Genomic DNA, 15,106 nt, shown 5'->3' with positions numbered 1-15,106 from the left:
AGAAATAGAATCAAAACAAATTTGACCTCAGCACTTGTCAGGTCATTCAGTTTAACTTTAGCAGGAAATTGTTTGGGGATGGAGTTGGTCTTAGCTCCATCCTCAAACAATTTCTTAGGTCCTTTATCAGGGAGATTGGGACAAGGGAAAAGTAAAACTATCTACCAGCTTTCCCCATTGAACCAGAGACCTTCTCTGCCGAGGTGCTGTAAGGAGTAATAGTGACCGGGCCTAGTAAACCAGACGGCATTGGTTTCCACACAGAGGCATCAAACGGTTTGTAGTCAATGTTCACGAAGTTGATTTCGTGGTAATTGCGCCATTCAATCTTCTTCTGGTCCATGTTCCGGATGCGGTTAGCCATGAGATTGGCAACCTCTATCTTCAAAGTATTTTTACCGGGTTTTAAGTACTGGCCAACTCTTGCTTGAAACGGAATACTAAACAAAGTACCTACTTCCTGACCGTTGATCCAGACTTTGGCGCTCTCATTTACTTTCCCTAAATCCAACACATATTCTGATGCTTTTTTAGCGGGCACCTCAAAGGTGATGGTGTACTCACCAGTGCCCGAGAACGCTTCGGCTTTCTTGTCTGAAAGTTCTGTCCAGGATTTCAACTGCGTCAATTTCTGCTCTGAAGGCATCTCGGGACCTCCTTGCGTGAAGCGAAGGTTCCAGGTGCCCTTTACTTCCATAGGAGTTCCGGCATTGTCCAGGTACTCCCATGCCAGTACACCTGACTCTGGGCTGGTAGTGGCTCGCAGGATCAGCGCTTCTCCCGGTTTCATCTGTACCCGCACATTGGTAGTACCGTTTGCCGTTGAGGAGGTGGCCAAACCGGCACTACCGCTTTGCGGGTCCAGCATCACTACAGATTCCGCTTTCAGGTTTAATGGAATAGTCGTGTCAATAGTCTTAGCTGTATGGTTGACCAGGTAATAATATTTGCCATTACCGATGTCGCGGCGGGTGAATTTTAGGCCGGTATCGGTTAAAGATTCCCGCTGGATGTTTTTATAGGCAAGGGCTTTGGCGATATCTTTTGAAAGCAGGATTTCTCCCCTACCAATCTTCATCTGCTGGATACCATTACCGGCAGATGAGAACGTAATGCCTTGGGTTAACTGCTTTAGTTTCTGTCTTCTGTTGTCCAGATCATGCAAACCAGGCACCTCGGCAGGTAATTGTTCTAAAATGACGGTAGCGCCTTCCTGAGCAAGTTGCAGCGCTCTTTCAAAGGTGGTTACTTCCATGTACTTGCTTTGCGGCAACACTAAAACCTTGTGTACCGGAGCAGCACTAGATGTTACAATATCTCCATTTTGCACGCTCGCTTTTTGCAGCATTTTGTCAGACACAAAATCCAGGGAATAACCAGCATCCATCAGTTGTTTGGATTGCTTGTAGAACTGGGTAGGATGCAGCCATTCATCAATGTCATGTACTTTAATGAGCATTTCCATGCCTTTCGGATTACTCCAGACATCATGAATGGGCCAGTACACCAGAATTTCATTGTCGGCTTTGCCAGACTGCAACACAGATTGTACTCTGGTAATGTATTGGTTAAAGCCGTTGAACTGCGGCCATAAACTGTTGGCAGGGGTCAGGTTTAGGGAAGCATAAAACAACCAACCCGGCCAGGCAACTTCTGCCGGAGAGTAGGTAACGCCGTGGTAAAAAACATGATTTACCCCAGATAAGAAAACCTGCTCTACTTCAGGCTTCATTTGGGAGTACGAGGTTTTGAAGTGTTCTCCTAACCAGGTAAAGGTCTCGCTGGAAACCAGATTTTTACCAGCCACGTGTGCCGCCGATGAGGCAAATTTCAGCATGATGGGATCTGGATCTACGTTCCGTACATCGGCACTATCGCGGCGTAAGCCTGGGATTGGGAAATAGCTGGACCCAAACGTTTCGCACTCCGGAATGTCAACGGCGGCATACAAATCTAGGAGGTTTCCCGGGGAGCCGTGTGACTGGTTCTTGGTGAGACTGCCGTGTTTGTGCGCCCAGTTGTTCCATGTCTGGTAGAAATTGTCATAGAGCATATCGCCCATTACTTCACGGTAATCAGATTTCAGACGGGCAACCATTTCTGTTTGGTCTTTGCTCACCAACTCCCGCAGGTACTTTTTCAGATCATATCCTTTTCTCTTCTGAAATTCCTCAAAGAAACCAGCAGACCAATCTGCTCCATATACCTCATAGCTATCATTATAGAACGCTCTTACTCCGTGGTTACTGCCATTGAATGCTTGGGTAAAAGGCAGCAAATACGCCTCAGTCGCTTCTTTAGATAAGTGGTTCAGGGTGTAACCTACCCCACCCGGCGCAGCCCTCTTCACCATTTGACGCGTACGGCCATTAAAAGCCGCATACAGGTTCCAATTTCCGGCCGGGGCTTTCCAGTTTAGTTTCCTGTCTTGGCCCACTTTGTCAGTTATATTCAGAACTTCTCCTTTGTCACTGTAGGCCATTATTGCCTGCAACTCCACGCCTAGTTCTTTCTGCTTCGGCTCTTTCACCTCCAGCGTTTCTTTCAGCGTCTGACCTCCTTTCAATGGATACTGTTGCACAATCAGTCTGGAGGCGGCATGTTCAGGTTTCACCTGTGGCCCGCCAAAAGGCCAACCGGTTCCCTGAGTCATGTCTACGCCCATGTTCAGGCTACCCGCTTTCTTTACCGTATTATCCAGAATTCCCATCCACTGCGGCGACAGGAAATCAATGTACTTGCTTTCATGCCCCTTGGCTCCGTAGATGGGCGCAATTTCCACCCCGCCTATACCGGCTTTTGCGTATTCTGTGAGCAGCTGGTCTATGTTCTTTTCATCCACCGCATTGCCCATCCACCACCAGCGGGTCCAGGGACGGGTTTCTTTTTTTACCTCCGGCCATAGCGCACTGTTTTGGGCCTGTTTTTCAGAAATGGCGCTTGAAACGGTATTAGAGGCCTGCGGCTGACGGCAATTGGCTAGGATGGCCCCGCACAACGCAAGCGAAGCAAGAAATTTAAATTTATGAGTCATGAAAGAGAATCTGGGTGATTTGGTAAACTAAGGATGGATGCATCTGGCAATAACTGGTTCTTGCCAAGCGCAGATTACGCCATATAAAACACTTCTTTCAAAGGAACCGAAACCGGAGAATTGTCCGGGTTGGTTTCCATGATATCGGCCATGTAGGCCCACCACTTCTGCACAATCTCGGTGGTACCTAAATCCTGCGACGAAGCGCCCTGCTGTTTCTGCACGGCGAACAAAGTATTGGTTTCTGCATCCAGAAAAATGGAATAATCGCTTACGCCGGCATCCTTTAACAGCTGCGAAACTTCCGGCCAGATTTCATCATGGCGCTTTTGGTATTCGGCTTCACAACCAGGTTTCAGTTTCATTTTAAAAGCGAATCGCTGCATATCTTTATTTGTAATCTTTAAACCAAAATTTAAACTTAGGCACTAGATAGACTTGGCACATCTGAACCCGGTATGGAAGAGCGCGGTCTCACGCGAAGAGGAAGTGCGACCATTGATCTGGTAATTGTGGCAGAACGTGGAATCGCACATAAAGGAACCGCCTTTCAGCAGCATTACGTCTGGCATTTGTGGTTGCCCTTCTTCGGTAAAAGTTTCTGATGTCCACTGCCAGACATTCCCGCCCATGTCTGTCAGGCCGTGTCCGGTCTTCCCGAAGATTCCCACGGGGGCAGTATAGGGGTAACCGTCTTCTGCAGTATTATTGCCCGGAAAGCTTCCTTGCCACACATTTGACTTGAACTGGTTGTTTTCCACCAGCTTGTTTCCCCAACTGTAGCGGGTATTCTTTTTTCCGTTGCTGCGCGCGGCATACTCCCACTCATACTCCGTAGGCAAACGCTTGCCTGCCCATTTACAATAGGCCGCGGCATCGTTCCAACTTACCTGGGTGACAGGATGGTTATCTTCGGCTTTAGACGCTCCTTTTCCTAACGGGTACTCCCAAGACGCGCCTACTACCAGAGTCCAGCTCTTACTCTCCGGATCAAATACTCCCGCGTCGCCAAACTTTTCAGCGTCTGTTTTATAGCCAGTTTTCTTAATAAAGGCCCTAAACTCAGCCACCGTGACCGGATGCTTGTCCAGCAGGAAACTTTCTATTTCTACCTCCTGCTGATTCAATCCTACTGTTCTTATAAAAGATCCCTCTGGAATGTACTGCATCCCAGCGGGCACGTGCGCTGGCGCTTGTTCTTTGCAAGCGCATAAAGCCACTATAAACCCGATGACAAGGAGAAACTGTTTCATTTTGCTTTTTTCTGCTTATCTATTTCCAACAACTGCGCAAAGGGCACCACATTGGCACGGGCAGCCCAAGTATTGTACAGCGTTTCCATTTCCTTCACCCTCTCTGGATTCTTGGCGCTCAGATCATTTAGCTCTGACCGGTCTGTTTTGATGTTGTAGAGCGCCCACTTGTTCTCTGGGAACATAGAAACCAGTTTCCAATCACCTTTTCTTACCGCTCGGTTCCCTTCATGCTCAAAGAAGATGGCGTCATGCCCTTGCCATTTCTGGCCTTTAAACAAAGGAGTTAAACTAACTCCTTCCATGGGTTTGATGGTCTTGCCTTTGTAGGTTTTAGGATAGGCCACTCCGGCCAGATCCAGGGTGGTCGCCATCAAGTCAATGACGTGGGCGGGCTGATGGTTGATGCTTCCGGGTTTGATGGTGTTGGGGAAATAGGCAATAAACGGCGTGGAAATGCCGCCTTCATGCTCCCAGCGCTTGAACTTTCGGAAAGGGGTGTTGCTGAGGTTGGCACCTTGGTACTCATACGCCGTGAAAGATGTGGGGTCGCTGGCGGGCTTTTTACTGGCGGCAATGATTTCAGGGGTAAACGATGGTCCGTCAATATCTTCATAACTGCCGCCGTTGTCTGACAGAAACATAATGATGGTATTCTTATCCTGGCCGGTTTCTTTCAGTTTTTGGCGGAGTTTGCCAATGTTCTGATCCATCCGGTCTACCATGGCGGCGTACACCGCCATTTTTTCCTCCCACTGCTTTTTTTCTGCTGCTGTCAAAGAGGCCCAGGCAGGCACCTCTTCGTCTCTTGGCGAAAGCTTGGCGTCCTGAGGAAGTATGCCCATAGCCTTCATGCGCTTAAACCGCTCTTCGCGCAGCACATCCCATCCTTTGCTGTACTTACCGCGGTATTTGGCTATATCCTCTTCCAAGGCGTGAAGCGGCCAGTGCGGGGCGGTGTATGCCAGGTATAAAAAGAAGGGCTTGGCTTTTTCTTTGCGTTCGTCTATAAATTTTAATGCGTAATCTGTGTAAGCATTGGTGGCATAAAAGTCCTTGCCGGGAGTGTACTCTTCATCATTCAGCGCATAGGTAAGTTTCTGATTAGGACGGTATGGTCTGTTCCCGAAGTAGCTATTCGCGCCGTCCAATAACCCGAAGTACTGATCAAAGCCCTGCTTTATCGGCCAGTGCTCTTTGCGGTCATTCAGGTGCCATTTGCCCGTCATCATGGTGTTATAGCCACCTTCTTTCAACGCTTCGGCAATGGTCACACACTCCTCGTTCAACATGCCCCGATACGACGGATGCTCGCGCTCATTTACCATATGCCCCACGCCTGCCTGGTGCGGATACACACCGGTAAGCAAAGAAGCGCGGGTTGGGCAACAGCGGGAGGCGTTGTAGAACTGTGTCATTTTAAGCCCACCTTTGGCCAGCGCATCTAAATGCGGTGTCTGTATCTCAGACCCAAAGCTACCGATGTCAGAATACCCCATATCATCGGCTAGGATGATAATGATGTTGGGCTGCACTTTTTGCGGCGCCAGACTCAACAAAAAGCCCGATGCGATTATCAAAGAAAGGCTAAGAAAGCGTTGCTTGATCATAGGAGGAAGCCTTGGGGTGAAACAATAAATGCCTACCGGATGAGCTTTGAAAGTTTCATCCATGCTAAATATAGCAAAGCCTTCACAGCTGATTATCCTGCTGTAACCTGCTTGCTAATACCTGCTGTTGAATTGGCAATTTACTTCCGCACCAACGTCACGCCCATCAGGCCAATCACTACATCATTCGCCAAGGATTTTACCTCCAAGGACTTCAACTTCTTATTCGGGTCTAAAGGAAGGTCCAACACAGTAGCCGCGCCACCCGGAATGTAGCTGTTGTAGGCAAACCCCTTGATGTCTGAGTATTTGAAATTCTGGATCACATCTCCGGTTTTCAGATGTACACGGATGGGCTTTGGTTTATCAACCGTGAAAGAGTAGTTGTTGATGTAGTAATCCTGTTCAATAGGCCACCAGGTTTCGGGGTTCCTGAGGGTTAGTTTCTCCTGTGAATTGTCTGCATAGGTCACCACCACTTCGCCATTATCAAAGCGCGACTGCATGGGATTGGTGGAACCAGCCATCAGCAGGTAGGCATGTGAGGCACTTCCGGTCAAGGGAATGATGGCTGCATCTGGGTAATTGTCCCATTGGCTGGTGAAGAGAATGTTCTTGCTGCTACCTGGCCCGGCCGTTTTAAACAGCAGTCCGTTTGGCAAACTGAAAACGCCGCTTGCTCCCGCTTTTGCCCGCAAGCCTGTATCATCTATCTCTGCGGTCACCAAAGGATAACACCAGTTGCCAATGCCTTGCATAGGCAACTGTAGCGTAGCCGTGGCGGGTCGGGGCGACAGATATTCATTCTGGAAAATCTGCGTTACCTTATCATTAAAGTGAGGGGTTAGATCTACTGTTTCCAACCTGTTTTTTGAAATGGAAGGGCTAAACGCCACTCCCCAGTTTGTGATTTCTTCGGTTGCTAGTACTTTTCCATTCGCTTCAATGCGCACTTGGTTGGTACCAGGTTGTAACTGCCCTGAAGGAATGGTGACAGGCGTTGAAGAACCGAAAGGAGCAATGGCCAAGTTCAGCTTTTGAGTGAAATTGCCTGTTGTAACGGTAACTTCTTCCTTGAACGCAGAAGCGGTATTGTTCTGAAGCACAAACTGGTTTTTAGCTTCTCCCGGACTGTTATTAACCAACAGTTTAAGCGGCTCCCGCACTTCAACATCAATTGGTTGCCACCAGCTTAGTTGTCCTTGCCTGGCTAGCACAAACAAAGAATGGTGTCCAGCATTGCCTGCTATTTTTGCCTCTAACCTGTTCCCGTTAGAAGTTGAACGAACTATTATCTTCTGCGGATCTCTGACCTCCAGAAACTGTGCCTTTCCTAGATCAACAATGAATGGTGCGCCATTGGCGGCTACTGCCTCATGCTTGATTTCCGCTGGTTTTTCGCCAGTCCAGGTAATACTCACCTCGTATTTTTCTGCTACCGCAGGAAGAATCTCAATCTGTGGTTTTCCTACTGTTTCCAGAAAACTCGTCCATTTCACTGGCTTACCGTTCACGGTCACAGAGGCCACCTGGTCTTTCAATGCCGCGGCTCTGAATTTAAGCTTTAGCGGCTTCCCGAAGCGTGGTTCAATGGTATAGGTTTCTTTGTCGCCCTCCCTTTTGAAGGCATAGGCAACATCTGGCGTTTCTATGCTGGCATGATTCCAGTCAGTTGGTAAACCGGGCCTTATTATCAGTTCACCGGCCAGCATATCTGGTAGAATCCCAAACATGCCTTCCACTACCGCCCTGGAACTGATCCCAATGCCGTCGGCAAAATCACGGTACAGTTCTCCCCGGTAATGGTCATAGTGAGAGAGCTGCTGGAAATTACCGGGGCTGGAGCCCATGTACATGCTTTCTATTAGCACACTGCGCATCAACTTGTTGGCCTCTTGGGTGCGGCCAGCCTGCCAATACGCCAAAGCGGTATGCGCCACTTCTGCCAGGGCCACGTTGTTCACTGACCACGTGTAGGGCATCCAATTGGAAGTGGTCAAAGTAACCAACTCATCGTTGGGCAAGTCTGAGTTCCTGATGGGGATGTGCGGAATCTGCGTATCTACGTAGCGCAGCACCTGGTAGGCCTGGAACGGGTCTGACACTTCAGAATCAAGGGTGTGGTACACGGTCCAGAGCCCGGCAGAGGTATGGAGCTTTTGCAGGCCCAGCAGGTCTTTGTATTCGGCGAACCAGCCTTGCTTGGGCATCCACATGGTGGAACCCAGCGCCTGCTTTATCTTTTCCGCTTCTTGTCTATAGGGTGCGGAGTTCTTTCCTAGAAGTGTTGCTAAACGGGCTGCTGTTTTATTGGAGAAGTAATGATAGGCCGAGGAATGAGTGACGCCACCACCGCTGTATTGCACGGCATCGCTGGCCCAGAAACTGGCATAGGCATCATACAGGCCATCATTATCGGCATCAAAATTACGTTTCTCCCACGCTAGGTGCCGCTCAATAATGGGCCACGCTTCCTGAATGTAAGTCTTATCACCCGTCCATAAAAAATGCCGAAGCATTTCATCAATGAACACCATGTTCATGTCATAGTGGTGGGCTACTTTTCTGGCGCTGGGATTGCGTGAAATGTACCCGTTAGTGTACAAGGAGATTCCTATTTCCTCTTTCTGCCGGGCCAGGTTTCTGGAAGAATCAGGCACTACCGGCCCGTTGGCAGGCTCCGTTACCTGGGCATCGCTGTAGCCCCTGAAATGAGTACGCGCTCTATCATGCCATCCCAGAGCATCGGCTACGTACGCGCCGCGCCAGCCGTTGAGCGGCATACGCCAGGCAATGGCACCGTGCATGTAACTTTTTCCGTCCCAGATGGCATCGGCGGCAACACTCAATGCCCCACCCAATGTATTGAGATACGGATCTGGAGTCACAATCTTCACTTGACCCGCTATCTTTTGGCGCTGCTCGTCAGCTCTTTTGAAAACTTCCGGCAGTTCCTGGTAAGATTTAGGTTTAGTGGTTAAGTTATTCTGCAGCCCAAAGTAAACCTTCTGCTTCCCTTGTATTTTCTGGCGGCCAATTACAATCGGCAACTCTGATGCACTGGATTGCAACAGCACTTTAGGCGAGCTTTGCTGATTGGCATCGCCTACTTTGAGCGCAGAACCCGGAGCCACTACCCCATAAATCTGTGAACCTTTCTCCTGTACCTTCAGCTTAGAGGTATCCCCTCTCTGCTTCCCACTTTCATAGCCCAGCAGGAAAGAATTATTCTTTATTTCGAAGACATTGCCTTTGCAGTGTTCGGGGTGCAGGTAAAATCCTTCTTCTGAGTCTGCGCCTATGTCTCCGTCCCGTGACGGTTTATGGCCGCTGGCACCACCGTAGGTCCAGATGAGCTCAAATGGTTTATCAGCGGTTGACTCCAGAGCTATGACCATACCCTCTTCTGCCGCCATGGCTAACACTTGCAGGTTCAGTTGTCCCTCCCCTAGCAACGTGTCTTTGATTTCATACCGCATGGTGCCCGGGCTGTAAATGGCTTTGATATGCGCCGCATCTGTGAGCCACTTGTTCCCCGCCTCTGTTATTATACCCAATTTCAGGTTACCACCTTTGCCGGGCATGTACATCAAGAATTCTGGCAGATCACCCGTTTCTACCCTAAAGGCAGTTCCTGTTCCATACAAAGCCCGGTTAAACCGTTTAGTCCCGTTAATGATGTAGAAATTTGTTCCTTCAGGTTTGTAGCGGAGCGGGCGCTCCTGGTCTAGTTTACCTGAGGAAGGGTTTTCAGCTATATTTTCTTTAGGAACGGTATTGTCTGGCGCCAAAGGAACATTCTGTGACTGGCATGCCATCAGCGTCATTAATAGGAATGTACTAATTCTTTTATCAAGCATATACCTACGTTTTGTCCTTCAACCAGCCAGTGTTCCTTTGAGCGTATGTATGATTAACCACCCATGAACTTCCAGATTTGATAAAACTATCTGTCCTGCCTGAAATAACTATCCTGTTATATCCGGTACTGGCGTTTCCGGTATTGTTTCAGGAAAAGAGGTTGAAAACGGAAGCTTCCTTATTTCAGGTAAACAGAGAATGTACTCCTTGACTCTACCAAAATAAAAGAGCGCACTTTTAAGTGCGCTCTTTGTACTAAATGGGCTTCTTGATAACGACTTCTAATAACCAGGATTCTGGTCATACAAGCCTTTTTTAACATCTAGCTGGGTTTGCGGAATGGGGTAAATGATGTCATTCACAGTTACCGCATTTATTTTTTTGGCTACATCTTCAGAGGCTCTCCAGGCATTCATCACGTCAAGCACTTTACCGGTTCTTACCAGATCATGCCACCGCTGCCCTTCGGCCGCAAATTCTCTTCTTCGCTCGGCTAACAGCATATCCAGACTTACGTTGGCAACTGGCCCCAGACCTGCTCTGGCTCTTACCTGGTTCACGATGGCATCCACCTCTGCCTGACTTCCGCCTGTTCCTCCTCTTAAAATAGCTTCTGCTTTCAGCAACAAAACATCTGTATATCTTAGCACGGGGTAGTTGATAGGCCAGTTAAAGCGGTCTACTCCAGCCCGGCTTACATCCAGGAATTTTACATACTGAGCTCTATTCACCAAGGCTCCGTTAGGATCTCTATAGGAAGGCAAGATGATGAAGTTGTCACGCACATCATTGGCAGGATAAGAGTTGATTAAGTCATTGGAAGGCGTTTTAGGGCCATCTATTGGAATTCCGCCCGGAAACGGAATTCCAATAGCACGGGCATACAACTCTTCATACATCTCAGAGGGCAGCAGAGAACCTACTCCTACATCTCCGGCACTTCCGCCAATGGCCTGCACATCAAAAACTATGTCAGGATTGTTCTCATTGGTATAGGAGAAGATGCTGGCATAGTTATTCACCCAGGAATACTGCCCACTGTTAATCACATCGTTCAGTAACGTCAGCGCTTTGTCATACTCATTCAGACCTAGGGTTGGTCCGGCAGGGTGTAATTTAGGACCAGAACGCGTTAGGTGTACCAAGGCTAATATTCCTTTGGCCGCAGGTGCTGTTATCCTGCCTTTGTTAGAGGCATTGTAGGTAACAGGCAACTTTGAAATGGCATCTTCCAGATCTGAGATGATCAAAGCATACACCTCTTCCACCGGGCTTCTAGGTACTTCCAGGGCTTGCGCAGGAGTTAACACTCTATTGAAGATGGGAACTCTGCCAAACAATCTTACCAGATCGAAGTAGTAGAATGCCCTTAGAAATTTCGCCTCTCCAATAAACCTGTCTCTGGTGGCTGCCTCAGGAACTACTGTCTCGTTTATTTTATCTAAAACAGTATTGGCTCTTAGTATGCCAACATAATTTGCATTCCAGGCATCTGAAATCAATGGGTTTGTAGCCAGCGTTTTCTCAAAATTGTTAACCGGGTTCCACTCTCTTACTCCAGACACACCGGGAGCATACACATTATCTGATCTTACCTCAGATAAGTTCAGGCTCCTGACAGGGTAGCTTCCCAGTGCATTATAAATTCCGTTTACCGCTACTTGAAAATCTTCGGTGTTACGGTAGAAATTAGCGGCACTGGCTTCTGATATGGGTGCCTGGTCTAAGTCGTCTTCGCATGCCCCTAAACTTAGGAGCAAAGCCGAACAAAGTAGTATTCCTATTCTTTTCATGATTCTAGTCTTTTAAGGTAATTAAAAGGTGAGGTTCAGGCCAACTGTCAATGACTTAGACAACGGGAAAGCGCCATAGTCATCACCTCCATTGTTCACGGCTTCGGGGTTGAACCCACCGGTGTACTTATCTTTGCCGAACCAGTTTTCAGCAGTTGCATATACTCTGGCTCCGCTGATCAACTTACTTTTCAGAACATTACCCAAATTGTAGCCCAAAGTGATGTTTCTTACCCGCCAGTAATCAGAAGGATATAACCAGTCTGTGTTCTTGATTCGGCCAAAGCTAGATGGGGCTTTGTGGGTCTCTCCATCTCCAGGGTCTTGCGGTGATCTCCATCTGTCTCTATACACACCTAAGGTATTATCAATGAAATCCATACCCGTTCTGTTTATTGCCCGCCCAAAAGTGGAGTAGATTTTGCCGCCCCACTGGCCTTGCAACAGAATGCCCAGGTCAAACCCTTTGTAGCTAAACGAATTGTTGATGCCCCACACATAATCTGGATTAGGATGACCAGATAGCACGCGGTCACTTGCATCAATTTTGCCGTCATTATTGGCATCAAAATACTTAGGGTCACCTGGCTCCTGATTACCATACCTGGGGTAACCGGCTGCTATGTCCTCGGCTGATAAAAGACCTATTTGCTGTACTAAATACAGGCTATACATAGGTTCGCCAACCATTAGAATATTATGGTTTATATCCCAATCACCGCCTAGGATTGGAGTATTGTTAGGGCCAAGCTGCTTTACTTCATTCTGGTTATGGCTGAAGTTCAGGTTTGTATTCCACTCAAAAGGGCCCGTCAGGTTACGGGTGGTCAACTCAAATTCCCAGCCTTTGTTTACTACTTTACCAATGTTGGTAAGCGCTGTGGTAAACCCAGATGCTGTAGGAACCGGAATATTCAACAGAAGGTCCCTGTTTGTTTTGATGTAATAGTCAAATGAGGTGAAGATACGGTTTGAGAACAGCCCCAGGTCAAACCCAACATCTATGGTTTCAGATTCTTCCCAACTTAGATTAGGGTTAGGAAAGTTTTGCGGAACCTGGCCGTTGGCCAACCCAGACCCGAAGGAGTAGTTAGCTACCCGCAAGCGGGAGATATCATCATAATCGCCCACGCCATTGTTACCGGCTATACCCCAGCTTGCCCTCACTTTCAGGTCATTGATAGCGGGTATATTCTCCATAAATCTCTCTTGAGAGACTCTCCAGCCAACGGAAGCAGATGGAAAGATACCCCACTGGGTCTCCTCTCCAAACCTGGAAGATCCGTCTCTCCGGATAGAAGCCGACATCAGGTAACGGTCATTGTAATTATACTGAACCCGACCAAAGTAGGAAAGTAAAACATTTTGGGTTTCAGCGCTGGTACCTGAAAAGGAAGTGGCCTGGTTTAAGGTTGGTATCTCATTTGAGGTAAACCCCGCCCCACTCAAGCGCCAGTTTTCAAATTTGTAGTTGCTATAAGAAATACCCGCCAGAGCAGAGAAGTTATGCATCTCTGCAAAGGTTTTGTTATAGTCTAAGGTGTTTTCGTTTACGAAGGTCTGCCTACGATATCCCTGAAGGCTTCCCGTAGTGTTCCTGTTGAGGGATAACTTAGCAGGTACCCAGTTTTTGGTAGTGGCATCTGCATGGTCCAGGTTTAACGTGGTTCTGAAGTTTAGCCCTTCCAGAAGTCTATACTGCCCAAAAATAGTAGCCAGTGTCCTGAATACTTTATTTTCCCCTATGGCTTCTCTGGCAACCGCTACCGGGCTTACCCTAGCAGGGCCCCAGGTGTACACGTTGAAAGGCGCAACCCCCGTCAACAATCCGGCACTTTCTTCCACAACGGGGGGCATAGAAACTGCCAGGTGCATTAACTGGTCTTTTCCTTCTACGCCGGGGTCATTGGTGACCGCATAAGATGGAGATAAATTTAAACCTAAGGTTAATCTGTCATTGGCTTTCACCTCTACATTGGCCCGTGCCGAATAACGCTCATACCCCAATCCAATAGCTACTCCCTCCTGATTCAGGTAATCACCGGAAACAAAGTAGTTGACGGCATCTGTACCTCCACTGGCAGATAGTTGATAGTTCTGTACGTTTCCCTGGCGGAGCAATTCATCTTGCCAATCAATGAACTTCAGGCCAGGATACCCTTCCTGCAGCCATCTTTCATCAATCATGAAGTTACGGTTTACTGTACCGGCAGGTAGCTTTAGAATCGCGCGCCTTTCTTCAGTAGTTTGATTGGCTGTTCTGCCTGGTCCTGAACGCACCCAGTTGTAGTTAATGCTTTCAATGGCACGGTCAATCCATTCTTCCCCGTTCAGCATGTCCAGCTTTCTGACTACTTCGCTTACCCCGCCATACACATTGAAGTTGATTTTGGCTTTACCGGCTTTACCTCTTTTAGTAGTGATGAGTACCACCCCGTTAGATGCTCTGGAGCCGTAGATAGCTGATGCCGCCGCATCCTTCAAGACCTGAATAGATTCAATATCATTTGGGTTGATGTTATCTAAAGGGTTACCACTAGAAAAACCTCCGCCGGAGTTCTGCGGCTGTACTGCCAGCGGGAAGCCATCAATCACATAAAGCGGTTCATTGTTGGCTGAGATTGAACCGGTTCCTCTCACCTGAATACTGAACCCTCTACCGGGCACCCCGCTGGTCTGCTGAACCCTTACACCCGCCATCTGGCCTACTAAAGCTTGGTCTACCCTGGTTACGGGCCGTTCGCTTAGCCTTTCAGCATTCATAGTGGCAATAGCCCCGGTTATGTCTGCTCTTTTCTGGGTACCATACCCCACTACCACTACCTCTTCCAAGGCTTTAGTATCATCAGACAACGTAACGTTTATAGTTCCCGGTCCGGTGAATGGCTTTTCTTGTGAGGTGTAACCTATATATGAAAAGACCAGTGTTCCGGGTCCTTCAGGTACAGAGATGGTGAAGCTGCCATCTACTCCGGTTGAAGAAGCAGTGGTTGAGCCTTTTAGTAAAACCGTTACCCCTGGCAAAGGATCACCAGTACTGGAAACCACCTTTCCAGTTACTGTCCACTGGAAAGCATAGTTAATGTCTGCAAATGGATAAGATGAAGCCTCAGATGGAAGCACAACTGCTACCATACTTAATGGAATAAATGCAAAGCAACATTTTAGCTGCCAGTACTTTCTCCCAGGTAATTTTCTAAACATATTCACCAACGGTTAAATTGTAAAAACATAGATGATTCATTGAAACTTCCCAAAACTTGGGAATGCACAGGTGTTGTTCTAACTATAAGTTGTTAAAGAGAAAGCCACTTTTTGATTGTAGAATAATCATAGATGAAGAGCCTTTGAAAGTGGACGTAAGTTTCTGCTTTAAAGCTTGCAACCTGTCTTGCTTGAACTTCCCCCTCTTACCAAATCTATAATCTTCTCAAAATCTTTCCATCCTGCTATATCCTGCTACCCAAGAATGTTTCTGTTTGCCTTAAACACAGCTTTTATTCCTGATTCAAGCCAAACTTGATCTCTTTGCAAAAGATAAGGACACACCCATTA

At 47.8% G+C, this 15,106-nt stretch carries 7 protein-coding genes; all 7 read right to left on the bottom strand.

Features of this window, described 5'->3' with window-relative positions; translation table 11 throughout:
• Positions 1-157 precede the first annotated feature (157 nt).
• Complete coding sequence (locus tag ACY0JR_RS17510) at positions 158-3,034, bottom strand: glycosyl hydrolase (RefSeq protein ID WP_462635446.1); 2,877 nt, start codon at positions 3,032-3,034, stop codon at positions 158-160.
• A gap of 74 nt (positions 3,035-3,108) precedes the next feature.
• A complete protein-coding gene (rhaM, locus tag ACY0JR_RS17505; protein WP_462635445.1) occupies positions 3,109-3,420 on the bottom strand; it encodes an L-rhamnose mutarotase in 312 nt (103 codons plus the stop codon).
• A 42-nt stretch (positions 3,421-3,462) separates the two neighbouring features.
• Positions 3,463-4,287, bottom strand: a complete 825-nt coding sequence (locus tag ACY0JR_RS17500; RefSeq protein WP_462635444.1) for a formylglycine-generating enzyme family protein — start codon at positions 4,285-4,287, stop codon at positions 3,463-3,465.
• On the bottom strand, positions 4,284-5,897 hold the full coding sequence (locus tag ACY0JR_RS17495; protein ID WP_462635443.1) for an arylsulfatase: 1,614 nt from the start codon (positions 5,895-5,897) through the stop codon (positions 4,284-4,286). Before ACY0JR_RS17495 ends, ACY0JR_RS17500 begins: the two co-directional genes overlap by 4 nt.
• Positions 5,898-6,037: 140 nt before the next feature.
• Positions 6,038-9,757, bottom strand: coding sequence for a DUF4450 domain-containing protein (locus ACY0JR_RS17490; RefSeq protein ID WP_462635441.1), 3,720 nt, complete (start codon positions 9,755-9,757; stop codon positions 6,038-6,040).
• A gap of 282 nt (positions 9,758-10,039) precedes the next feature.
• Complete coding sequence (locus ACY0JR_RS17485) at positions 10,040-11,551, bottom strand: RagB/SusD family nutrient uptake outer membrane protein (protein WP_462635439.1); 1,512 nt, start codon at positions 11,549-11,551, stop codon at positions 10,040-10,042.
• Positions 11,552-11,572: 21 nt separating this feature from the next.
• On the bottom strand, positions 11,573-14,686 hold the full coding sequence (locus ACY0JR_RS17480) for a SusC/RagA family TonB-linked outer membrane protein (protein ID WP_462635438.1): 3,114 nt from the start codon (positions 14,684-14,686) through the stop codon (positions 11,573-11,575).
• Positions 14,687-15,106 lie beyond the last annotated feature (420 nt).

This window comes from Rufibacter sp. JT3400010 (genome assembly GCF_054956755.1).
This window is presented reverse-complemented; position numbering and strand designations above follow the sequence as displayed.

Coding starts and splice junctions, on each gene's coding strand:
- ACY0JR_RS17495 (WP_462635443.1), bottom strand. CDS start 5,897: ATGATCAAGCAACGCTTTCTTAGCCTTTCTTTGATAATCGCATCGGGC.
- ACY0JR_RS17490 (WP_462635441.1), bottom strand. CDS start 9,757: ATGCTTGATAAAAGAATTAGTACATTCCTATTAATGACGCTGATGGCA.
- ACY0JR_RS17480 (WP_462635438.1), bottom strand. CDS start 14,686: ATGGTAGCAGTTGTGCTTCCATCTGAGGCTTCATCTTATCCATTTGCA.
- ACY0JR_RS17510 (WP_462635446.1), bottom strand. CDS start 3,034: ATGACTCATAAATTTAAATTTCTTGCTTCGCTTGCGTTGTGCGGGGCC.
- ACY0JR_RS17500 (WP_462635444.1), bottom strand. CDS start 4,287: ATGAAACAGTTTCTCCTTGTCATCGGGTTTATAGTGGCTTTATGCGCT.
- rhaM (WP_462635445.1), bottom strand. CDS start 3,420: ATGCAGCGATTCGCTTTTAAAATGAAACTGAAACCTGGTTGTGAAGCC.
- ACY0JR_RS17485 (WP_462635439.1), bottom strand. CDS start 11,551: ATGAAAAGAATAGGAATACTACTTTGTTCGGCTTTGCTCCTAAGTTTA.